16 protein-coding genes are annotated in these 23,567 nt (G+C 61.8%); 12 read left to right on the plus strand and 4 right to left on the minus strand.

Annotation, left to right across the window (positions count from 1 at the left end; translation table 11 throughout):
* Positions 1-41: 41 nt before the first annotated feature.
* Both QM596_RS01820 and QM596_RS01825 read right to left on the minus strand, forming a co-directional pair.
* Positions 42-1,364, minus strand: coding sequence for a ClC family H(+)/Cl(-) exchange transporter (locus QM596_RS01820; protein WP_283307931.1), 1,323 nt, complete (start codon positions 1,362-1,364; stop codon positions 42-44).
* 115 nt (positions 1,365-1,479) lie between these two features.
* Complete coding sequence (locus QM596_RS01825; protein ID WP_283307932.1) at positions 1,480-2,100, minus strand: LysE/ArgO family amino acid transporter; 621 nt, start codon at positions 2,098-2,100, stop codon at positions 1,480-1,482.
* Positions 2,101-2,175: 75 nt separating this feature from the next.
* Here QM596_RS01825 and QM596_RS01830 point away from each other — a divergent pair, with 75 nt between their 5' ends.
* The 5 genes from QM596_RS01830 (at position 2,176) to QM596_RS01850 (ending at position 9,362) form a co-directional block, all read left to right on the plus strand.
* Entirely contained in the window at positions 2,176-3,069 is an 894-nt protein-coding gene (locus QM596_RS01830; RefSeq protein WP_283307933.1) for a LysR family transcriptional regulator ArgP, read from the plus strand.
* 132 nt (positions 3,070-3,201) lie between these two features.
* The gene (locus QM596_RS01835; protein WP_283307934.1) at positions 3,202-4,674 is read left to right on the plus strand and encodes a class I adenylate-forming enzyme family protein; all 1,473 of its coding nucleotides are present in this window, start codon (positions 3,202-3,204) and stop codon (positions 4,672-4,674) included.
* Between the two features lie 85 nt (positions 4,675-4,759).
* A complete protein-coding gene (locus tag QM596_RS01840; protein ID WP_283307935.1) occupies positions 4,760-6,607 on the plus strand; it encodes a DUF3556 domain-containing protein in 1,848 nt (615 codons plus the stop codon).
* Complete coding sequence (locus QM596_RS01845; protein WP_283307936.1) at positions 6,604-8,037, plus strand: phytoene desaturase family protein; 1,434 nt, start codon at positions 6,604-6,606, stop codon at positions 8,035-8,037. The genes QM596_RS01840 and QM596_RS01845 overlap by 4 nt, the downstream gene beginning before the upstream one ends.
* 35 nt (positions 8,038-8,072) lie before the next feature.
* Positions 8,073-9,362 carry a PucR family transcriptional regulator gene (locus QM596_RS01850; protein ID WP_269577143.1) on the plus strand — a complete coding sequence of 430 codons (1,290 nt, stop codon included), beginning with the start codon at positions 8,073-8,075 and terminating at the stop codon, positions 9,360-9,362.
* Between the two features lie 91 nt (positions 9,363-9,453).
* Here QM596_RS01850 and QM596_RS01855 read toward each other — a convergent pair whose 3' ends face one another.
* A complete protein-coding gene (locus QM596_RS01855; RefSeq protein WP_283307937.1) occupies positions 9,454-10,758 on the minus strand; it encodes an HNH endonuclease signature motif containing protein in 1,305 nt (434 codons plus the stop codon).
* 116 nt (positions 10,759-10,874) lie between these two features.
* On the opposite strand from QM596_RS01855, the gene QM596_RS01860 reads away from it, so the two are divergent.
* From QM596_RS01860 to QM596_RS01890, 7 genes are all read left to right on the plus strand, one after another.
* A complete protein-coding gene (locus tag QM596_RS01860) occupies positions 10,875-12,173 on the plus strand; it encodes an SWIM zinc finger family protein (RefSeq protein WP_283307938.1) in 1,299 nt (432 codons plus the stop codon).
* Positions 12,170-13,654, plus strand: coding sequence for a DUF5691 domain-containing protein (locus tag QM596_RS01865; RefSeq protein ID WP_283307939.1), 1,485 nt, complete (start codon positions 12,170-12,172; stop codon positions 13,652-13,654). The genes QM596_RS01860 and QM596_RS01865 overlap by 4 nt, the downstream gene beginning before the upstream one ends.
* Complete coding sequence (locus QM596_RS01870; protein ID WP_020909497.1) at positions 13,651-14,766, plus strand: ATP-binding protein; 1,116 nt, start codon at positions 13,651-13,653, stop codon at positions 14,764-14,766. The genes QM596_RS01865 and QM596_RS01870 overlap by 4 nt, the downstream gene beginning before the upstream one ends.
* Positions 14,763-16,949 (plus strand): DUF5682 family protein, encoded by a 2,187-nt coding sequence (locus tag QM596_RS01875; RefSeq protein WP_283307942.1) that lies wholly within the window; start codon positions 14,763-14,765, stop codon positions 16,947-16,949. Before QM596_RS01870 ends, QM596_RS01875 begins: the two co-directional genes overlap by 4 nt.
* Positions 16,946-18,109, plus strand: a complete 1,164-nt coding sequence (locus QM596_RS01880) for a VWA domain-containing protein (protein ID WP_283307943.1) — start codon at positions 16,946-16,948, stop codon at positions 18,107-18,109. Before QM596_RS01875 ends, QM596_RS01880 begins: the two co-directional genes overlap by 4 nt.
* A 92-nt stretch (positions 18,110-18,201) precedes the next feature.
* Positions 18,202-19,824, plus strand: coding sequence for an MFS transporter (locus QM596_RS01885; protein WP_283307945.1), 1,623 nt, complete (start codon positions 18,202-18,204; stop codon positions 19,822-19,824).
* 237 nt (positions 19,825-20,061) lie between these two features.
* Complete coding sequence (locus QM596_RS01890) at positions 20,062-22,389, plus strand: putative bifunctional diguanylate cyclase/phosphodiesterase (RefSeq protein WP_060937820.1); 2,328 nt, start codon at positions 20,062-20,064, stop codon at positions 22,387-22,389.
* 1 nt (position 22,390) lies between these two features.
* On the opposite strand, the gene QM596_RS01895 is transcribed toward QM596_RS01890, so the two are convergent.
* The gene (locus QM596_RS01895; protein ID WP_283307948.1) at positions 22,391-23,515 is read right to left on the minus strand and encodes a GGDEF domain-containing protein; all 1,125 of its coding nucleotides are present in this window, start codon (positions 23,513-23,515) and stop codon (positions 22,391-22,393) included.
* Positions 23,516-23,567: the final 52 nt, after the last annotated feature.

The raw sequence follows: 23,567 nt of genomic DNA on the forward strand, positions 1-23,567 counted from the left end.
GGCGCCACAGGGATGTGCGCCGCGCACGATGTCGATCGTGATCATCGCAGAGGTGGGCGTTGAGTTTCCAACATCCGTTCTCGGAGACTGTCGTAGATAGGTGCCGACCCTGCCGCGGTGGCGACGAATACCGCTGCCGCAGTGGCAGCGAGCATCGGGACGAGCGTCGACGTCACCGCTGTCATCTCGACCACGATCACGATGCCGGTGAACGGTGCGCGCACTACAGCGCCGAAGAAGGCAGCCATGCCGATGGTGGCCATGGTGACCGTGAGCCCGGCGTCCACTCCGGGCACGAAGCTCGACAGTCCGGTGAAGATCGACCCCCAGAGTGCGCCGAGTGCGAGTAAGGGAGCGAACAGTCCGCCGGGGGTTCCAGCGGCATACGAGAGCGGGCCAGTGAAGAACCGAACCGCCAAGTACAGCAGCAGGATCGGCAGTACGAAGGTCCTTCCGCCGACGATCATCTGTGCAAGAACGTCGCCGCCCCCACTGGCCAGCGGGTCGAGGAACAGCGTCAGGCCGATGACCGCGCCGATCGTTGCGCCGATGACAGTCGGCGGAATCTTGTCGAGTCGTGCAACGGCGTCGAGTAGACCCAGAATCAAGCGGTTGTAGGCGATACCGAGTAACCCCGTGAGGATTCCGAAGACGACAAACAGTGGCAAGAGTGCGAGTTGAGGCGTCGGGACGGTGCCGACCTCGAAATCGGGTTGGTCACCGATGACAAGTCGTGCACAGCCCACCGCGACCGAAACACCGAAAAGTGTTGGCAGCACGGTGCGCAGCCGAAATGAGTGCGTCACCTCCTCGCAGACGAACAGTGCCCCGGCGATCGGCGCGTTGAACGCGACGGCGAGTCCTGCTCCGGCCGTGGATGTTTGCAGCATGGCGACGTCCGGTTCGGCAAGGCGGGCCCGCCGTCCCGCTTCTGCCCCGATCGCCGCACCCATGTGTACGGTGGGGCCCTCGCGGCCGAGAACCAGACCGGAGCCGATCGCCAAGAGGCCGCCGATGAATCTGGCAGGCACGAGATTGATTCCCGGTGGCTTCGCTTCGCCGCGGGACACCGCCTCGACGTGCTGGATGCCGCTTCCCTTTGCGAGGGGTACTCGTCTGACGATCAGTACGGCCAGTACGGTGCACAAGGCCACCAGGACGACCGGCACGAGCCACCCGACGTACGGAACGTGATGCGCCCAGTTCACGATCGTCCGACGGAGTTCGTCGGCCCTGATCAGACACCAGCGGAATGCGCCGCCGACAAATCCGACCCCGACGCCCGCGACCGCAGCGAGTAGACACAGCAAACTCAGTCCGCGGTTGGAGTCACGCGGTTCGGTGCCGCCGTCGTCCTCGGTCATTCGTGATCAGCCCTACCTGATGGTCACAACTCGCGACAGGTGAATTGAGCTTCCTCACCTTGGACGGTAACCCATTCCGATACCCGCAGTGCCGGATCGAGGTTGTGCAGCCGAGTCACAATTCGACAAGCAGGCTGATTCCGAGAACCGCCATCATCACGGCGATCAGAGCGTCGAGAATCCGCCAGGCGTTGGGTTTCGCAAAAAGCGGCGTCAGCAGACGTGCGCCGTAACCGAGGGCGCTGAACCAGGCCACACTCGCGGTGATTGCACCGGCCGCAAACCACCAACGTCCGATTTCGCCGCGACCGTTGGCAATTGAACCCATGAGCACCACGGTGTCGAGGTAAACGTGTGGATTGAGCCAGGTGAGAGCCAATGCCATCGTGACGGCGGCCAGCCTCGAACCGTTGCCGTGCTGATCCGGCGCCAGCGTCTGGGGTCGAAGCGCCCGCTTGGCGGCGAAGATTGCATAGCTGAGGAGGAAGACCGCACCGGCGATACGAACGAACGTGATCAGCGACGGTGCGTGTTCGAGGAGGGTCCCGATTCCGCTGATGCCCGCAAGGATCAGAATTGCGTCTGACAACGCGCACACTGCGACGATCGGGAGTACGTGCGATCGCGTCAGACCTTGGCGAAGAACAAACGCATTCTGGGCGCCGATTGCGACGATCAATGACAGTCCGACTCCGAAACCGACGAGGGCCGACGCAGGGTCGTTGGTGCTGAGCATGTTGTCGAGCCTGCCGCTCAGATTTCATTCAGTCCAGCTAATGATTCTTAGGACACATCAGAGTAGCTTCAGATTATGTTGGATTTCGAGCAACTGAGGGCATTGCACGCTGCGGTCGACGAGGGAACCTTCGAGGCGGCGGCGCGGAAGTTATACATCACGCCTTCGGCGGTCAGCCAACGAATCAAAGCTCTCGAGACCTCGGTTGGCCGGATCCTGGTGCAGCGCACCAAACCCATCCAGGTCACCGATTCCGGGAGAGAAGTCCTGCGTCTTGCCCGTCAGATAGACGCACTGTCGCGTGACACCGTGCGAGAACTCGGTTTGGAAAACGGTTCGAACACCTTCGCCCGCGTCTCGATCGCGGTCAATGCCGATTCGCTGTCCACTTGGGTTCTCGGGGCCCTCGCGGAGTTCACGCAAGAAGTCAGTTTCGATTTTCATCTCGACGATCAAGACCACACCACCGAACTGCTGCGCGACGGTTCGGTCATGGCTGCCGTCACGTCGGTTGCGTCACCGATTCAAGGGTGTACCTCCAGTCGGTTGGGCATCATGCGGTATCGGCCGATGGCGAGCGCAGAGTTCTGCCGTCGCTGGTTCGCAGATGGTGTCACGGCCGAATCCCTTTCGGAGGCACCGCTGGTGGTGTTCAATCGCAAGGATCTGCTGCAGGATCGGTACCTCGATCAAAAGGTCGGCCACCCGGCAGATCCGCCTCGCCATCTTGTTCCGTCATCGGCAGACTTCGCGGACGCCGTCAGACGGGGATACGGGTGGGGGTTGATACCGGACCTGCAGTGCGGCGAAGACGATCGCGGCGGAGTGCTGATCGGATTCGATCCGGACTTCGTGGATGACGTTCCGCTGTACTGGCAGCAGTGGAAACTGTCGTCACCCGTCTTGCGCCGGATCTCCGAAGTGGTGACCCGACGCGCTCACGAGGTGTTGCATCAGCCCTCGATCTGATGTTCGCCGCCCTTGCGGCGTTGTGCTCGGGGAACAAAGAACCTGGATAAGTTGATCCCCTGAGACCGTTTCTTCGGCCGCAGGACGCCGATAGTGTTTTGAGTCACACACGAATGAAAGGTGCTGACTCTCGTGGCGGACATCGGATATCTGGCTTGGGATCTTGCGGAGAAGTACGGGAAGAAGCCGTGCCTGCGGGACGACCACGTCGAACTCACGTATGAAGAGTTCGCAGAGCGTACGGAAGCTGTTGCCGCGCAATTGGCCGGACTCGGAATCGGACTCGGTGACGTGGTGGCGATCATGCTGCCCAATCGCGCCGAGTTGCTGATCGCGATCATGGCTGCCTGGCGCATCGGTGCTGCAGCTACGCCCATCAATCCGATGTTCACCGCGAACGAAGCGGATTACCAGATCGCGGACTCCGGGGCCGAGTTGGTCATCACCGCCTCTGCCGATGCGCCCTCGGGTGGCCGTGCGGTGTTGGTCGTCGACGATCTGGCGACAGTGCCGCCGACCGATCCCCGACCCGGAATCGATGTTGCAGCAGACGATCTGGCGTTGCTCATCTACACCAGCGGCTCCACTGGACGGCCCAAGGGAGTGATGCTCACGCATTCCAACCTGCAGTTCATGGCTTCGTCGATGGGCAAGAACATCGGTGTTACCGGCGCGGATCACTGCCTGCTGATCCTGCCGTTGTTCCATGTCAACGCGATCTGCGTCAGCGTCCTGACGCCCTTGCTTGTCGGCGGACAGGTGAGTGTCACCGGGAAGTTCTCGGTTTCGAGATTCTTCGACGACGTTGCGCGGCTTCGCCCCACGTATTTCTCGGCGGTGCCGGCAATCTACGCGATGCTGACCTCGCAGCCGGAAGACGCCTCGATCAACACGTCATCCTTGAGGTTTGCCGTGTGCGGTGCGGCGCCGATCAGCAAGGAACTCCTCGAACGCGCGGAGCAGCGTTTCGGTTTCGTGATCGTGGAGGGTTACGGACTCACCGAGGGGACCTGTGCGTCGGCCTGTAATCCTGTGGAGGGTGTGCGCAAGCTCGGTACGGTCGGCCCGGCGTTGCCCGGCCAGCAGATTGCCATTCTTGCCGAGGACGGAACCTTTGCTCCCGTCGGAACTGCCGGAGAGGTGGTCATCAAGGGCTGCAACGTGATGCGTGGCTATCTGGGCAAGCCGGAGGAGACCGCGAAGACCGTCAAGGATGGTTGGTTGCATACCGGCGACGTCGGGGTCCTCGACGAAGACGGCTACCTGACCCTGGTCGATCGCATCAAGGACATGATCATCCGTGGGGGCGAGAACATCTACCCCAAGGAGATCGAAAATTCGCTCGCCACACATCCTTCCGTGCTCGAGGCCGCCGTCATCGGCGCTCCGCACCAGGTCTACGGAGAGGTGCCAGTTGCCTATGTCGTTGCCTACCCCGACGCGCCCGTCACCGAAGGCGAACTGCTCGAACATGTCACGGCCTTGCTCACCCGAGTAAAGGTGCCAGTGGCGATCTACGTCGTCGATACGCTTCCCCGAAACCCGGTGGGCAAGATCGACAAACCCGGAATGAGACGAGCTCTGAGCGCAACTCCCGCTCACTAGTCCCTTCCCCGTAATACCAGCACAACTCGACGACGTGCGTCGAGTCGATCCGTCATGCCCACATTCCGTATTTCAGGAGCACATCATGGGATTCAAAGAAGGAAACTTCCCTCCCGTCGATCCGGCAACCTTCATGGACAAGCCGTTTCTCGAGCGTCTGCGTGACATGTCCACGCACTGGGTGGATTACGGCTTCGGTACACCGAAGATGGTCCACACCGTCTACATCATGAAACTGTTGTTCCTCTACCTGGCAGCTGGAACAGCCGTTGCCACTTTGACTTCCGGCCTCTCGTGGTTCGACATCGGATCATGGTGGAACCAGCCGATCGTCTACCAGAAACTCGTCATCTGGACGATGATGCTCGAAATCCTGGGCCTGGCAGGGTCTTGGGGTCCATTGGCCGGCCACTTCAAACCGATGACCGGTGGAGTTCTCTACTGGATCCGCCCCGGCACAATTCGCCTTCCACCGTGGCCGGGCAAGGTGCCGCTCACCTCGGGTGACACCCGCACGGTGTTCGACGTCTTCATCTATGTCGCCGTAGTCGCCAATCTTCTTGTTGCCGCGGTTCTTCCCGGCGTTCACACCACAGGAATCGATTCGGCAATCGCCGACAATGCCGGACTGGTACGCCCGACGGTCTTGTACTCCTTCCTCGTGCTCATGGTGATTCTCGGGTTGCGGGACAAGGTGCCCTTCATCGCTGCCCGTAGTGAGCAGTACCTGCCGGCGATCTTCTTCTTCACGTTCCTGCCCTTCGTCGACATGGTTCTGGCGCTCAAACTGCTGATCGTCATGGTGTGGATCGGTGCCGGTGTCTCGAAGTTCGGCCGTCACTTCTCGCTGGTGGTCCCCCCGATGCTCAGCAATACGCCGTGGATCCCGTCGAAGAAGATCAAGCGTGCGCACTACCGGAATTTCCCGGAGGATCTGCGGCCCTCGCACCTCGGCGGCGGGGTCGCACACGTGGCCGGAACGATGGTCGAAATCGTCACCCCGTTGATACTGCTGTTCTCGACGAACAAGACACTCACCATCCTCGCCGTGATCCTCATGGTCGGATTCCATCTCTTCATCGCGTCGACCTTCCCGCTGGCCGTTCCGCTGGAATGGAATCTTCTGTTCGCTTACGCCTCGGTCTTCCTGTTCCTGGGCTTCCCGGCGTGGGACGGCTACGGCCTCGGCGCCATGTCTTCACCCTGGATCACAGCGGGAATTATTGCAGCCCTTGCTTTCTTCCCCATTCTCGGAAACCTTCGACCCGATCTGGTGTCGTTCCTGCCGTCGATGCGTCAGTACGCCGGCAACTGGGCATCTGCGACGTGGGCATTCGCGCCGGGCGCCGAAGCAAAGATCGACCAGTACATCAAGCGTCCGTCGCCGGATACGCGTAATCAGTTGATGACGATGTACCCCGAAGATGTGTCCGATGTCGTTCTGCATCAGCTGTTGGGCTGGCGTTCCATGCACAGCCAGGGGCGTGCACTGTTCTCACTGATGATCAGGCACCTCGGCGACGACATCAACACGTACTCGCTGCGGGAAGCCGAGTTCATGTGCAACTCCATCGTCGCCTTCAACTTCGGTGACGGGCACCTGCACGACGCGAAGTTGATTGCCGCCATTCAGCGTCGCTGCAATTTCGCGCCCGGCGAGTTCCTGGTGACCTGGATCGAATCGCAGCCCATCCACAAGGGAACGCAGGAGTACCAGGTGATCGACGCAGCTCTCGGCGTCATCGAACGAGGTACTTTCAAGGTCGCCGACGCAGTTGCCGAACAACCGTGGTTGCCGAACGGGCCCATTCCGTTCGACGTTCAGTGGACACTGGACGTACGGGCCGACCGCGCGGCAACAGATCCGCAGGTGGTCTCCGAACCGAAGATGCGTACGAGGGTCAGCGGTAGCGAGCAAGAGGTGAGTAAGTGACAAAGGCCGTAGTCGTCGGCAGCGGGCCCAATGGGCTCGCTGCCGCGGTACACCTCGCACGTAGCGGTGTGGACGTGCAGGTGCTCGAGGCTGCCGACCAGATCGGCGGAGGCACCCGCTCCGGTCCGATCGACGTGCCGGGGTTGATTCACGATCACTGCTCGGCGTTTCACCCGATGGGTATCGGCTCGCCGTACCTGTCAAAGCTGGACCTCGAGCGATACGGGCTGATCTGGAGATGGGCAGAGGTGGACTGCGCGCATCCGCTCGACAACGGGGACGCCGGTGTTCTGTACCGCTCGCTGGAGCAGACGGCGGCGGGACTCGGCGCGGACGGACCTCGATGGCAACGCATGTTCGGTGACTTGTCGACGGGATTCGATGCATTGGCGTCCGACCTGATGCGCCCGATCGTCAATGTCCCGCGGCATCCGCTGCGGCTCGCAGCTTTCGGTCCGCGAGCGCTGCTTCCGGCAACCGTGACCGCGAAGTTGTGGAAGACCGACAAAGGGAAGGCGCTGTTCGGCGGGGTTGCCGCGCACGCCTTCTATCCACTCAACCGTCCGGCCACCTCGGCGGTGGGATTGATGATCACTGCTGCTGGTCACCGCTACGGTTGGCCGGTTGCCGAGGGAGGTTCGCGTTCGATCACCGACGCCATGGCCGCGATGCTCCTCGATCACGGGGGCAAGATCGACACCGGCATTCGGGTTCGCACGGCCTCCGAGATTCCGGACGCCGATGTTGTTCTGCTGGATGTCAATCCGGGGGGTGCGCTCGAAATCCTGGGCGATCGACTCCCGGGCCGAGTGGCGAGAGCCTATCGAAAGTTCAAGCAGGCTCCCGGAGCGTTCAAGGTCGATTTTGCGATCGAAGGTCATGTGCCGTGGACCAATCCGGATTGCGCTCGGGCCGGAACTGTCCATCTGGCAGGTGGTTTCGACGAAATCGTGGCCGCTGAGCGTGAGACGAATTCAGGCCGCATGCCGGACCGGCCGTTCGTGCTCCTCGGTCAGCAATACCTGGCTGATCCCACCCGATCCGCCGGGAACGTTCATCCGCTGTACGCCTATGCGCACGTGCCACACGGATATGCCGGCGACGCTACAGAGGCGATCATTCGTCAGATCGAGAGGTTTGCGCCAGGATTCCGGGATCAGATCGTCGCGACAACGAGCAGTGGTACAGCTGACCTGGCACAAGACAATCCGAATCAGGTAGGCGGCGACATCATCGGAGGTGCCAACACCGAACTGCAGGTTGTCTTGCGTCCGCGCGTGGCAGTCGATCCGTACAGCACGGGGATCGCGGGCACTTACCTGTGCTCGGCCTCGACCCCGCCGGGTGCCGGAGCACATGGAATGTGCGGGTACAACGCGGCCGAATCGGCTCTGAAGTACCTGCGACGAAAGGGTGCGGAAGTTCTGTGAGTAGTCCATCGCACAAGGAGCGAGGCGCCGGCGCGATGCGGCGTCTCGCCCGAGTGCCTGCAGCCGCGGAGCCGGAAGTGCTTGCGGTGGTTGCCGAGTTGGCCCGACGACTCGACGAGCGCAGTGCCGACATCGCGCGTGAGATGGCCTTCATGATGGCTCACGAAATCGACCAATTGGATGCAGACGCCAAATTGCTCGAAATGCTCGAGGCCAGCGTGCAGGGAAACATCACGACGATCATCCACGTCCTGGCCAATGACATTCCGATCGATCATCTCCAACCGACTACTGCCGCAGTGGAATACGCTCTGCGTTTGGCGCAGCGGGACGTTCCGTCCAATTCCCTCGTTCGGGCCTACCACATGGGCCAAGGCGATCTGATGCGGATCTGTCACGACGAGATCAGCACGCTGGATATTCCGGCGCGACTCACTTTGGCTGTCCTGAAACACACTTCGGATGTGGTCTACAGCTATATCGACTGGATCACGCTCTACGTCTTCGACGCGTACGAGCGGGAACGCAGTCGATGGATGGCAGCGCAGGGAAACCTCCATTCGGCCGCGATCCACGCCCTCCTGTCCGGCACCAACGCAGATACCGCTGCATTCGAAGCTGAGACCGGATACCGACTCGGTCAGAACCACGTCGCCCTGGTGGTTTGGTCGACGTGGGATGCGGACGTCATGGGCATCAACACGCTCGATCGACTCGTACGTGATCTCGGCGCAGCGGCGGGAGCGGACAAGCCGCCGATCATCACCGCCATCGATCGACGCACGGTGTGGGCGTGGCTGCCGTTCGGTCGCCGGGTGCCTGCGCCGGATCCGGAGGTTCTCGCTGCGGCAGTGCCGTTGGACGGCGGAGCGCGGGTGGCAATCGGACTGCCAGGGTCAGGGGTCGAAGGTTTCAAGCGATCTCACGAACAGGCAACCGCCGCCTATTCGGTTGCTGCCGTGCCGGATACGCCGCAACGGCCGGTGGTGAGCTTCGGGGACCGCGGCGTCGCTGTGGTTTCACTTCTGTCCGAGAACATCGATTCTACGAAGTCATGGGTCTGGGAGGTGCTAGGCCCGTTGGCGGACGATACGCCTTCTGCTGCATCCTTGCGGACGACGTTGAGTGTGTACTTCGCCCACGGAGAAAGCCATCTGCACACTGCCAATCACATGAATCTGCACCGGAATACCGTGAAGTATCGCATCAACAAGGCGCTCGGAGATCCAGTCGCTGCCGGCCGAGACAAGTTGGATCTCGCTCTGGCCCTGCAGGTTTGTGAGTTGTTGGGTAGATCGGTCTTGCGCCCGGCCAAATCGTCGTGAGTCGTGGATGCGACACGGCCTGTGGGCTCCGTATCGGGGTTTGATGTCCGATGCGGAGCCTGGCCGTGTTCTGTTGTGCCCGAGGTTCTTCTCAGGTTTTGAAGGTGGTGTTCGCGGGCCGTGGGTGCTGGCCGGGGTCGATCGAGGGTGGTGGGATGAACCAGGGTTTGTTGTCGGCGCCGATGCGGATTTCCCATTTCCCGACGAATCCGGATTTGCGGTGCATCAGCCGGTGATGTGAACGGCACAGTAGGACAAGGTTGCTCATCACCGTCGGGCCGCCGTTGGCCCAGTGCCGGATGTGGTGTGCGTCGGTCCAGGCCGGTACACATGTGCAGCCGGGGAAGGCGCAACCCTTGTCCCGGGCGATCAACGCCACTCGCTGCTCCGCAGAGACCAACCGTTTCCCGGGTTTCGCATCGAGTGGCGCCCCGTGATCGTCGAGCAGCACAGTCGAGAGGAAACAATCACAACCGAGAAGCCTGGTCTGCGACACCGACAGTGGCCCCAGCCAGGGCATGTGCCCGACATCAAGATCCGGCACAGCCACTCCACCACCATCAGTTGGTGTTGCGGCGCAGTCCCGATGCTCCGCGAGATCACGCGCGTTGATGTGCACGTTCACGTGCGGACGTTGGCCACCATCGACACCGGTTTTGGCGCAGTCGAGGTACCGGCGGATCAGTTCGGTGAACCCGTCCGCGGTCCGCTTCGCTGCCGACCGGGTATCCGGGGTTCCATCGGGTGCCGGGGTGGGCATCGTCAGATTCGACAGGGCGGAGAGCAGCATTTCGCCGGTGAGAGCATCGAAATCTCCGCGCACCACCACCCGGCCGTTCAACGTCGACGCGATGCGGAGTTCGTTGCGGTCGTCATCTTCGGCGGGTGGAATCTCGTCGGATTCGAAAATGCGCTCCAAGGTCGCGATGACGTTGCGGACCTTCGTGGTCGTGGCCTCGGCACCGGAAGCGGCAGCCAACAACAAGTCGATACAGCGAGGCAATGCGGCGTCCGGCATGCCCTTCGGCGGGGATTCACAGAACGCCACGATCAAGACGGCGTGCTCGAACGAGCAATCCCCGACATCGAACCGGGCAGCCACCGCCGGAAGCGGGCGTAGCGCTGCACCGAGGGCGGCGATCTTCTTCCCGTCCCGGATTTGCAGCATCGTGTTCGCCGCCAACCAGGCACCGACACCGCGGCTGGCGATCACCTGATCATCCGGGCGCATCGAGAGTTCGTCGACCACCGCCACCCGAACGGCCTCGAGCCGCAGAATCTCCGCGCTCGCCGACACCGCAGCAGCACGCAACTCAGAAGCAGACAACCGCCACAGGCGTCCGCGCAAACCCACCGCAGAACCACAAACGATGTCAGATGATGTGTTGATACTCATTGAATCCCCCGATCCCCTCCCCGAATCATACTCGAACATGCGTTCGAGTCAAGAGTTGATTCACTAAAGAATCGGCCCGACTCTGCGATGTCAGCGGGTTGTCATACTGTGGTCGAGTGACTTCGCCGTGGACAGCTGGGCAGGTGGCATCGGTAGCTCCCGACGCCGCATCGCTGGCCGCTGCCCGCAAGTTGGCTGGTTCGTGGAGCCACGCCGGCAACAGTGGTTTCGCCCTCTGGGGGCTGTGTCAGGGCAGCGGCTCGAAGCCGTATCAAGCAGTGGTCGACCTGCGGGGCCCTGCATACAAGTGCTCGTGCCCCAGTCGAAAGTTTCCGTGCAAACATGCTCTGGGGCTGCTGGTGGAATGGTCGGAAGGGCGTGTGCAGTCGGCGGACGAGCCGGCCGACTTCGCGGCAGAGTGGTTGTCGCGCCGCGAGGAGAAGACCGAGAACACCGGCGAAAGCGGTGACGAGGCGCCCAAGAAGTCTCCCGACCCTGCGACAGCGCAGAAGCGCGCCGACCGCGTTGCGGGCGGGCTCGTCGAATTGGACCTGTGGATCACCGATCAGATCCGGGGCGGTCTGGCGGCGATGGACACGTCCTGGGCGGGCTTCGACGCGGTAGCCGCTCGCATGGTGGATGCTCAGGCGCCCGGTATTGCAGGCACGCTTCGAGCAGTGGCGGGAATCGTTGCGTCTACGGAGAACTGGCCCGAGAAGGTCCTCGACGAGTTGGCTCGGTTGCACCTGCTGGTCGCTGCGCATCAGAAGCTGTCCGAGTTGCCGGAAGATCTTGCCTATTCGGTGAAAGCGCACGTCGGTTATCCCGTCTCAACCGAGAGTGTGATGGAATCGATTCCGGTGAAAGAGAACTGGATGATTCTCGGTTCCGGGATCACCGAGGAGAAGCGACTGTTCACCCGAACCGTGTGGATGCTCGGCAGGAATTCGAAACGGTGGGCCATGCTGCTCGACTTCTCCCACGGGTCACCCAACTTTGCCACCGAAACGCCGCCAGTCGGGTTTCTGCTCAATGCCGATGTTCATTTCTATCCCGGTGCCGCGGCATTGCGGGCGCGGATGGGGGCAACGCACGGTGAACCGGAGCCCTTCACAACCATGCCGTTCGGAAGCATCGACGCTGCGTTGCAGCAGTTTACCGATGCCCTCGCCGCAGATCCCTGGTTGCGCTCATGGCCGGCAGTGATCAGTTCGGTGGTCCCGTCGTTCGTCGACGGTTCCTGGTTTCTCGTCGACGAATCGGGCACAGCGCTTCGGGCAGAGGGTGATTCGGATCTTCTGTGGAAGTTGCTCGGTATTTCCGGCGGGTACCCGGTCACGGTCTGCGGAACGTGGAATGCGCTGGCCCTTACTCCGATCTCGGTTTTCACGGGAGGGCAGGTGATCGTGCTGTGAGCACATTGATCTCGGTTGCTCTTCTCGGGACTGCCAGAACCTCGACAACATTCGAGGAGCTGCCGGCCGAAGTGCGAGGCCATGCCCGCGAACTCGACGGCGATCCTGCCGAGATGCTTCTGGCAGCAGCAGCGTTGGAGAGGGCATACCGCCGTGGCGGTGCGGGCTCCACCACGGCGGCCGTGCCGACACCTGCTCCAGACGATGTGCGATTCACGCTGCCGGAATCCTCATCGGCGCACCTGCTGTCGATGCTCGCGGCCAAAGCGACCTTGCTCGACGAATGGTTCGCAGTCGCGTTGGAGCGCAACTACCGTGCGCCTGATCATCTGGTCGCCGAGTTGCTTTCCTTTGCACGTGCGAGCGAAGCTCACCGGGAGAGCATCCTGCAGATAGTCGGCGAGCGTGGCCGATGGCTAGCCGCGCAAAACCCCGAGTGGAGCAAGCTCGTCCGAACCAAGGATGCAAATCCGGATGTCTGGCGTCACGGAAGTTCGTCCCAGCGCACGCAGTGGCTGATAGACACTCGCCGAACAGATCCCGCGCTGGCACTGGCCGAACTCAGAAAATCGTGGGGCACCGAGCGGGGCGAACAGAAGGCTGCATTTGTCTCGACTCTGGCAATCGGATCGAGCGCCGACGATCAACCATTGTTGGAGGAAGCCCTCGACGACCGTCGCAAGGACGTGCGACGCGCAGCAGCGGAGGTGCTCGGACGTATTCCCGAATCGGAGTTCGGGGAGCGAATGGCTGCGCGGGTTCAGAAATGGGCGCGGGTGGAGCGGAAACTGCTTCGATCCACGTTGGTCATCCTGCCGCCTGAGGAAGTCGATGCGGCGTCGAGGCGAGACGGCATCGAAGATCGGCCGAATCCACACACCGACTATCGTGCCGAGTATGTGCGTCAGGCGATCAGTTCTGCACCGTTGTCTCTGTGGAACAACATGATCGGTGAACCCGGCAAGGTCATGGGGATGAGCGTTGACGAAGGCTGGGAGCCGATCCTTCACGACGCTTGGTCCACCGCTGCAGTCGCGCAGAACAATGCGGAATGGGCGCTGGAACTCTTTCGCACGCGCGGCACGGCCACCGATCGACGCCTACTCCCGTTGGTGCCGGCCAAGGCGTTGGCTGACCTGTTGAGGTCTGGAAACGGCGACGCCAATGTTCTGCACCCGGGTCGGGCAGCGATCTACGACGCTCTGCGAGGTCCATGGCCAGATGACATCACCCGGGCAGTCGTGGCCCAGTGGGAACGAGTTGCGGCCAGACGTGCCGATGGGGGCGCCAAGGCCGGCGAATTCTCGCGCTACAAATACAGCGCATCGCTACGCCTAGCCGAGAGTCGATTTCCCTACAGCGCAGTAACTTTGCTCGATCGGGCTGCGGAGCGTGCACGTGACCCGGACTGGCGGCAGACCTTCGCCAGAACTGCCAGCGCCATCACCCACCGCAAGACCCTGCTCGAGGAGCTCACATGACTGACAGCGTAACCGTGCCCACCACAGAACCGGCAAAGCTGATGCGGCCCCACGCAGAGCAGGAGTACGCACTCGAACTCGAAGCACTGGCCGCGCAGGACACCCGTCCGCGTCCACCGTCGTGGAACTTGTCGCCCTGGGCCGTGGTGACGTATCTGTTGGGTGGCACTCTCGACGACGGAACAGTCATTTCACCGAAGTACGTCGGTCCACGGAGGTTGATGGAAGTGGCCGTCGCAACTCTTGCCACCGACCGGGCGCTACTGCTGTTGGGCGTGCCGGGTACAGCCAAGACCTGGGTCTCCGAACACCTTTCGGCTGCAATCTCGGGTGCGTCGACGCTCCTGGTTCAAGGCACGTCGGGTACACCCGAGGAAGCTATCCGCTACGGCTGGAACTACGCACGCCTTCTCTCGGAGGGGCCGACCGCCGGTGCGCTGGTGCCGTCACCTGTGATGACCGCGATGGAAACCGGGAAGATCGCCCGCGTCGAAGAGTTGACGCGTATTCCGGCCGACGTGCAGGACGCCCTCATCACCATTCTCTCCGAGAAGACGTTGCCGGTGCCGGAACTGGGTATCGAGGTGCAGGCAGCCAAGGGCTTCAATCTGATCGCTACCGCCAACGATCGCGATCGCGGTGTCAACGATCTGTCGTCCGCACTGCGTCGACGGTTCAACACAGTTGTTCTCCCGTTGCCGGCCAGCGAGGAGGACGAGGTGGCTATCGTGGCACGCCGAGTCGAACAGTTGGGCGCAGCACTGGAATTGCCGACAACCCCCGCAGCAGCCGAGGAAATTCGCCGGGTCGTCACCGTGTTCCGGGAACTGCGATCAGGCACGACCACCGACGGCCGCACCAAGTTGAAGTCCCCGTCCGGAACTCTGTCGACGGCGGAGGCGATCTCGGTGGTCACCAACGGTTTGGCGTTGTCTGCGCATTTCGGGGACGGCGTACTGCGGGCATCCGACGTCGCTGCCGGAATCCTGGGTTCGGTGATCAAGGATCCGGTCGCAGACAAGGTTGTGTGGAACGAGTACCTCGAGGCAGTAGTGCGTGAACGCGGCGAGTGGTCCGACTTCTACCGGGCGTGCCGCGAGGTCACCGGGTGACCATCGTGATTCCGGACCTGCGTGTCCGGGTCTTCGGTATCCGTCACCACGGCCCGGGATCTGCTCGTTCGGTTCGGCAGGGCCTGGAAGAGTTTTCCCCCGACGTGGTCCTGATCGAAGGTCCTTCGGATGCAGACCCGTTGGTGATGCTGGCGGCATCGGAGTCGATGGAACCGCCGATTGCGTTGCTCGCGTACGCCACTGGCGAACCGTCGAAGGCGGCCTTCTGGCCGTTTGCGGTGTTCTCACCTGAATGGCAAGCGCTGCAGTGGGCTGCGAAGAACGGTGTGCAGGCAAGGTTCTGCGATCTGCCCGCGTTCAACGTGTTGGCGGATCAGGGGATTCGTACTGTCCGCGAGGGCGATCCTCTGTCTGAACTGGCCGCGGCCGCGGGTTTCGACGACACCGAACGCTGGTGGGATTCGGTGATCGAATCAAGCTCGGGCGCAGATTCTTTCGATGCGATCACCGAGGCGATGGAGGCGCTGCGTGAGACAGTGCCGATCGACGAGGAGACAGCGCATCGCGAAGCGTATATGCGGCAGGTGCTGCGAAAGACGTTGAAGGATGGCGCCGAGCGGGTAGCGGTCGTCTGCGGAGCTTGGCACGCGCCGGCGTTGGTCGGAGCCCTGGGGCCTGCGGCTCCCGACGCCCGCATTCTCAAGGGGATGTCCAAGGTCAAGACCTCGCTGACCTGGGTTCCCTGGACACATTCACGCCTGGCGTCGGCATCGGGTTACGGAGCTGGAATCACCTCGCCGGGCTGGTATCACCATCTGTTCACCGCGAACGACAAGACGATCACGCGGTGGCTCACCAAAGTTGCGAGGGTGCTCAGGGACGAGGACCTTCCCATCTCGAGTGCTCACGTCATCGAAGCTGTCCGATTGGCAGATACGTTGGCTGCACTGCGTTCTCGCCCGCTGGCCGGATTGTCGGAAGTTACCGAGGCTACGAGGTCGGTGATGTGCGACGGAAACGACGTTCTTCTGGATCTGATCACACGAAGACTCGTTGTGGGCGAAGCCCTGGGCACGGTGCCCGAAGAAACTCCGACGGTTCCGCTCGAAGCAGACCTGCGAGCACGTTCGAAGACTTTGCGGCTCAAACAACAAGCGGGAGCCAAGAATCTCGATCTGGACCTGCGACGCGATATCGACGTCGAGCGTTCCCAGTTCCTGCACCGACTGGGGATCCTCGAGATCGATTGGGGAACCCCGGCCGACAGTGAGGTCCGTTCCACCGGAACTTTCCGAGAGACTTGGGTGCTGCAATGGAAGCCCGAATTCTCGGTCTCGGTGATCGAGGCGTCGCTGTGGGGTACGACGGTGGCCGCAGCGGCGGCATCACGTGTCGTCTCGAAGATCAACGAGCCGGACATCACTCTCGCGTCACTGATCGGACTACTGGAGAACTCACTGCTCGCAAACCTCCCGGCAGCTTTGTCTGCGGTTTTGGAGAGTGTGAAAACAGTTGCGGCACTAGACCATGACGTGTCACATCTGATGGCGGCGCTACCGACGCTGACCCGAACGCTGCGATACGGCGATGTGCGCGGAACCGATGTGACGGCGTTGATCGACGTCGCCGACAGCTTGTTGATCCGGATCTGCACCGGCCTCGCAGTCGCCGTCACCGGACTGGACGATCCCAGCGCCGAGGAGTTTCGCGATCACCTCGACAAGGTTCACTCGGCAGTCATGGTCCGTGACGATCGCGATGCGAGCGCACGGTGGCTGCAGGCGATGGCCGGCGTGATCGACCGTGACGACGTCAACGGTTTACTCGTCGGACGGATGGTGCGGCTACTGCGCGACAGCGGTTCGATCACGGAAACCGCTGCAGCCCAGCGCTTGTCTCGGGCCCTGTCCGTGGGCAGCGCGCCGACCGCCAAAGCCGGGTGGGTCGACGGGTTTCTCGGCGGCGGAGGGCTTGTGCTCGTTCACGATCGAGCGTTGCTCACGCTGATCGACACGTGGGTCCGCCAACTTCGTGAGCAGGACTTCATCGACACGCTTCCGTTGCTTCGACGCACGTTCGGAGCCTTCGAGGCAGGGGAGCGTCGAGCGATCGGTCAGGCGGTCAGAGGTGGACGACGTGTCGAGACGACAGTGGAGACCGATACTCGACGCGGCCGAGCGGCAATGGCGGTCGTTGCCGAGATACTGGGAGCGCGCGTATGAGCGACGACGATCAGCGCCTTCGGCGCTGGAGATTGATGCTCGGGGAATCCGCCGAAGAATCGACGGGAGGGCTGGGCCAACCGGGCGACAGTCGAATGGATGCAGCTCTCGCAGCGCTCTACGACTCGTCCGGCCCGACCAAGGGGCGCCGCCGCTCAGCCGGATTGGGGGCGTCAGCGCCGTCCGTCGCCAGATGGCTCGGCGATATCCGGACGTACTTTCCCAGCACGGTGGTGCAGGTGATGCAGAAGGACGCAATCGACCGACTGGGTTTGGCGCAGTTGCTGCTCGAACCGGAACTGCTCGATGCCGTCGAGCCCGATGTACATCTGGTCGGGACGCTGCTGAGCCTCAACCAGGTCATGCCGGAGGCCAGCAAGGCCACTGCTCGAATGGTCGTCGGCAAGGTGGTTCAGGAAGTCGAAGAGCGAATCGCGCAGAAAACGAAGGCCGCGGTGACCGGGGCACTCAATCGTTCGGCCAGAACGTCGAATCCGAAGTTGCGTGACATCGACTGGGACCGAACCATCCGAGCAAATCTGTCGCACTACCTGCCGGAGTATCGAACCGTCGTCCCCGAGCGGCTCGTCGGATACGGCCGCAAGTCGAAATCTGTGCAGCGCGACGTGGTCCTGGCGATCGACCAATCGGGTTCGATGGCGTCCAGCGTCGTCTACGCGTCCGTGTTCGGCGCGGTGTTGGCGTCGATGCAAGCGCTGAAGACTTCGCTCGTGGTTTTCGACACCGCCGTCGTCGATCTGACGGACAAACTGTCCGACCCCGTCGACGTCCTGTTCGGGACCCAACTTGGTGGGGGCACGGACATCAACCGCGCAATCGCGTACAGCCAGTCGCTGATCTCGCGTCCTGCCGAGTCGATGTTTGTTCTGATCTCGGACCTCTACGAGGGCGGTATTCGGAACGAGATGCTGCGGCGCATGGCGGCCATGAAGAATGCCGGCGTTCAGGTTGTGGTTCTGCTGGCGCTCTCGGACGACGGCGCTCCATCGTTCGATCACGACAATGCAGCGGCGCTGGGTGCCCTCGGGATTCCCGCGTTTGCGTGCACGCCGGACAAGTTTCCGGAACTGCTCGCGGTCGCTCTGGAACGCGGCGACGTGTCGGCCTGGGCGGATCAACTCGCACTCGAACAGCGCTGACTCGAACGGCACTGACTCAAACAGCCTCGAACAGCCTCAAACAGCACTGACCGGTCTGCTTCGAAGACCTGAGCACCGGGTACACCCGCACGATGGGTGACGGACAGGTTGCTGGTTCGACTACGCAGGCGGGTTCGGGGCTGGTTCTCACGGTGTTGGCGAGCAGCCAGTTCCTGATGACCCTGGACAGCTCGGTCATGAATGTTTCGATGGCGACCGTCGCCGAGGACGTCGGCACGAGCATCACCGGCATTCAAACCGCGATCACGCTGTACACCCTGGTCATGGCGACTCTGATGATCACGGGTAGCAAAGTCGGTTCGATGATGGGCCGTCGCCGAGCCTTCGCACTCGGCTTGGTCATCTACGGCGCTGGGTCTCTGACGACTGCGCTCGCTCCGAATCTCGTGGTCCTGTTGATCGGGTGGTCGTTCCTCGAAGGCGTCGGCGCGGCGCTCATCATGCCCGCGATCGTTGCGCTCGTCGCCACCAACTTCCCGGCGGAGAAGCGTCCGGCGGCCTACGGCCTCGTCGCTGCAGCAGGCGCGATAGCCGTGGCAGTGGGGCCGCTGATCGGCGGCGCGGCGACGACATTTGCGTCGTGGCGTTACGTGTTCGTCGGCGAAGTCGTGATCGTTGTCCTGATCTTGCTGGTGCTCAGCAAGGTGGTCGACGTCCCACCGTCGAAGTCGCGCCTCGACTACTTCGGTTCGATCCTGTCCGTGGTGGGACTGGGAATGATCGTCTTCGGTGTTCTGCGTTCGAGCGAGTGGGGTTGGGTACAGGCCAAACCTGGCGGGCCGCAACTGGTGGGGTTGTCTCCGGTGGTGTGGCTGCTGATCGTCGGGCTCCTTGTCGTTTACGGATTCCTGCGATGGGAGGGTCGCCTGGCCGCTGCGGGGAAGGAGCCTCTGCTCGATCCGGCGATGCTGCGAAACCGCGAACTCAGTGGCGGGCTGTCGATGTTCTTCGCGCAGTTTCTGGTGCAGGCGGGCGTGTTCTTCGCGGTTCCTTTGTTCTTGTCCGTAGTTCTGGAGCTCAGCGCTCTCGAGACCGGAATTCGCATCCTGCCGTTGTCGGCGGCGCTCGTCGTGGCGGCGATCGGTATTCCGAAGCTTCGGCCTACCGCGAACCCGCGACGCGTGGTCCGAGTCGGATTGTTGGTCATGGTCGTCGGCATTCTGATGCTCGTGGCAGGCATGGACCCGGGCGCCAATGCGGCGATCGTGATGATTCCCATGCTGTTCATGGGTTTCGGCTTGGGGTGCCTGTCTTCGCAGCTCGGAGCCGTCACGGTGTCCTCGGTCCCGGACGAGCGCAGTACCGAGGTCGGCGGGTTGCAGAACACCGCCACCAACCTCGGCGCATCCTTGGGAACTGCCCTGATCGGATCGGTTCTCATTGCCACTCTCACGACGTCGGCGATCGCCGGAATCGAAGACAATCCGGCGGTTCCGACATCGGTGCAGAAGCAAGCGAGCACCGACATGGCCTCGGGCGTGCCGTTCCTGTCGACGACGCAACTCCGATCCGCTCTCAATGACGCCGGCGTCGCCGAGTCCACGGCGGATGCGATCGTGGACGTGAACGAAGAAGCCAGGCTGGACGCGTTGCGTGTCGCTTTTGCCGTGGCAGCGCTGCTCGCAATCGCCGCGTTGTTCCCGACCGCTCGAATCCCCCGCGTCGCGGTCGGCGACAAACGTGGTTCGAGCTAAGAATCAGCAATCGGGGATCGACCTGGAAGATCGACGGAACGACCTCTGGATATAGTGATCTGCGCACAATCGATTCGTCAGATGGCTACCGTTGTGAAGGAAACAAGCAGCGAGTCTGAAACACTGACGTTTCACCGGATAAGGGTTCGGTGGGGAGCCAGGGGAGGTTCGGATGGCCAGGCGAGCGGATTCGACGCCCGCTGATGGCGCCTGCACTGGTGTCGGGATGCCACACTGATGAACCGTCTGAGTCGATTGAGTCGGCAAGATCCTGCTTCGGAGACCGACTGCAACAGCCTGTTTCGCCGTCAGATCGACGAGGCTGCGGCCGTCGCGCCGTTCGCCAATCTTGCGTACATGGCGAGTTTGGTCGTGATTCTGACCTACACCGTCCCGCCCGGACGTCAGACGCTCAGGTGGTTGGGCGGCGCCCTCATCTTTCTTGTCCTCGCGAATTCGATTCGAGTATGGATACCGCTTCGCTGGCGACCGTCGAAGCACACACCGCGCTACGACTACGTGGGTCTGCTCGTCGAAGTGATCGTTGTCGCGACCCTAGACGTCGCACTTTTTGCCCTGCTCTTTCACGACATGGACGTCTCCCGCGACTTGGTTCTGATCGCGACGATGGCAGGAATCATGGGCGCCGGGACCGTGACGTTCTCCAGTCTGAGATCGGTGAGCCTGACCTGGATCTACATTCACGGCCTCGGCGTCTTCACTGTTCTCATCGTCCACGCCGAACCCCACTTTCGCGTACTTGCGATTCAGTTGTGCATCTACATGTTTGCGCTCACCGTAGGGGCGGTCTATCTGTCGGCCTCGTTCCAGAGACGTTGTCTCGCAGAGTTTCAGGCGGAATCCGAGCGTCAGACTGTGGCGTTGTTGCTCGACGGTTTCGAGGGCGGTTCCCGCGACTGGCTGTGGGAGTGCGACACCAACGGCCGGTTCTCCCACACCTCGGCACGTCTCGCCGAGGTCGCAGGTATGACGGTGGACGAGTTGCAGCAACTCACCTTCGGGCAACTCCTCACCAGACTCCAGATCGCGTCGAGTCCGGAGGGACGTGCGGCCGCGGCCCAGATGATCGACAAACTCGAATCGAGTGCCCCCTTCCGGGACACCGTCGTGCCGGTGCATGTCGACGGTAGGCGGCGCTGGTGGTCTCTTTCCGGTAATCCGCGGGTTCTCGAATCCGGTGTGATTCTGGGTTGGCGCGGTGTCGGTTCCGACATCACGGAGAGGTATGTCCACGAGCAGGAGATCCTTCGCCTTGCGGCCACCGACTCGTTGACCGGGTTGCCGAACCGTCGTGCGTTCGGTGTGGCGCTCGAGGAAGCGATCAATTCTCGGGCGCCGGACAAGCAGGTTCTCGTCGGGATTCTCGACCTCGACAATTTCAAATCGGTCAACGACACCCTTGGACATCCGATCGGGGACCAATTACTTCTCGAAGTCACGACACGCCTGCGCAAGGTCGTAGGTTCGGACATGTGCTCGCGGATGGGCGGCGACGAATTCGGGCTGATCGTCTGCACGTCGTCGCGCGACGATCCCGGAGTGATCTTCGATCGGTACCTGGAAGTGCTGCACGAACCATTCTTCGTCGAAGGCAATCGAATAGAAGTGCGGGCCACGATCGGTTACTCCAGCGCGCCCGAGGATTCAACAGACGCAGACGGATTGGTGATGCTGGCGGATCTGGCTCTGTACGAAGCGAAGTCGACGGGGCGCAATCGAGTAGGCAAGTTCTCACCGCTGCTGCGGGCGAGGGCATCGGCGCGGGCGACTGCGCTCCACGAGCTGGACAGAGGGATCGAGGAAGGGCAGTTCGATCTCCACTATCAGCCTCAGGTCGACACTCAGACCGGTGAAGTGGTGGCCTTCGAGGCTCTTCTGCGGTGGAACCATCCCAGCCGCGGCCTCATCGGGCCCAGCCAGTTCATCTCGGTGGCGGAGGAAACCGGAATGATCATTCCCCTCGGTGCGCAGGCAATGGCGATGGCGACCGCGGCTGCTGCGGGGTGGCCGACCGGAATCGGCGTCTCGGTCAACGTTTCACCAGTGCAGTTGGTGTCGCGAGAGTTCGGTGCGATGGTGAAGAAAGCTCTGACGGATTCGGGCTTGGCTCCGCATCTGCTGCAGCTCGAAATCACCGAGACAGGTGTTGTGGACGATCGCGCGATCCGGGATCTCTACAAGCTGCGTGAGCTCGGGGTTACCGTCGCACTCGACGATTTCGGGACCGGCTATTCTTCCTTCGCCACGCTCCAGAGACTTCCAATCGACGTTCTCAAGATCGATCGCATGCTGGTCACCGACTCGGACGATCCGAAGATGTCCGTGGTGAAGTCCATCGTCGAATTGGCCGCGGCCCTTGGTATGAAATCGTTGGCCGAGGGCGTCGAGACCATCGAGCAGTTCCGCCGCGTTCAGTGGGTCGGGTGTGACCTGGTCCAGGGTTATCACATCAGCAAGGCTCTGACCGCTGAGCGCGTCGATGTGTATCTTGCCGCCACGGACACGGAAACGGGGCGCAGCGTCCACCCACTTACGTGGCTGTGAATCAGATCTGAGCCGAGCGGATCGTATTACCGCCTGCCGCTTTCGCTTGATACATCATCGAATCCGCGACGTTTGTCGCCGCCAGGATTGCGGAAGCACCGCCGCTCCACGCCTTCGATTCGGCGGTCATCATCACAGCTCCGACGCTCACCGTTGTGGGGATCGCGTCGGAACAATCCGACAGTGCCGCGTTTATCCCTTCGATCAACAGGATTGTCGATTCGGGATCACCGGCAATGACAGCCAGATATTCTTCTCCGCCCGTACGAGCGATGATTCCGTGTTCGCCGAGATGTGTGCTCAATCGGTTCGCGGTTCTTCTGATGACATGATCGCCTTCGGCATGACCGTGAAGATCATTCACCGTCTTGAATTTGTCGATATCGACGACGACGAAAGCGAGAGACGAAGAATCGTCTCGGGTGCTCTCGAAGAGATCGCCGACTGCCCCTTCCAGTCCCCGACGGTTGAACAGGCCAGTGAGGGGATCGCGGTCCGAATACTGGGCATCGCGGTAGAGAGTGCGCCAGGTCAGGTGCGCAAAAATGGGAACGAGTGTGACAGCTCCGAAAAGAACGGTGCCGCGGGCCAGAAGCGTCGTGATATCGACGTCGCCTTCTAGATAGGCAAGAACAAAAACGGTAGTCGTGATGGTCGTCGACCAAACGGCATGAGCGACAAGCCACCTTGCGCTGACAAAGAGCGTCGCAAAGGTTCCGGTGACCGCGAAGACGGTGCAACCGAACGTCGCGGACGAGCGATCCGGCACCAGAAGGACTGCGGCCGCGATCCCGAGATCTGCGAATATCCCGAATGCAAGCAACCCCCGGCGTCCGGGAAATGGTTGTGTGAACCAGCACGCGGCGATTCCCACACACGTGCAGATCATGAAAATCGAAAGAGCTTTGCCGAGAGTGGTCGGCGGCGTATCCGGGCCGATCAATTTGTAGAACGCGGAGAGTCCGAAGATGATCGTCATCATTCCGAGCAAGGTTCGGAAGATCGGAATGATTGTTCGGCCGGATCTCTGGTGCTTTATCCACTCGTAGTCGTGCGGTTCGTTGAACCATTCGTGAAGTGTTTGCCAAGAACTGTGCCCTTCGGAGGCGATGACAGGGCTCGGCATGCTGTCTATTTTGCCTTGAATTTAGGTAAAGAGAAAATCTGTGTTCGACCGG

Origin of the sequence: Rhodococcus sp. IEGM 1406, from assembly GCF_030056745.1 — a bacterium.
Lineage (GTDB): Bacteria > Actinomycetota > Actinomycetes > Mycobacteriales > Mycobacteriaceae > Rhodococcus_F > Rhodococcus_F erythropolis.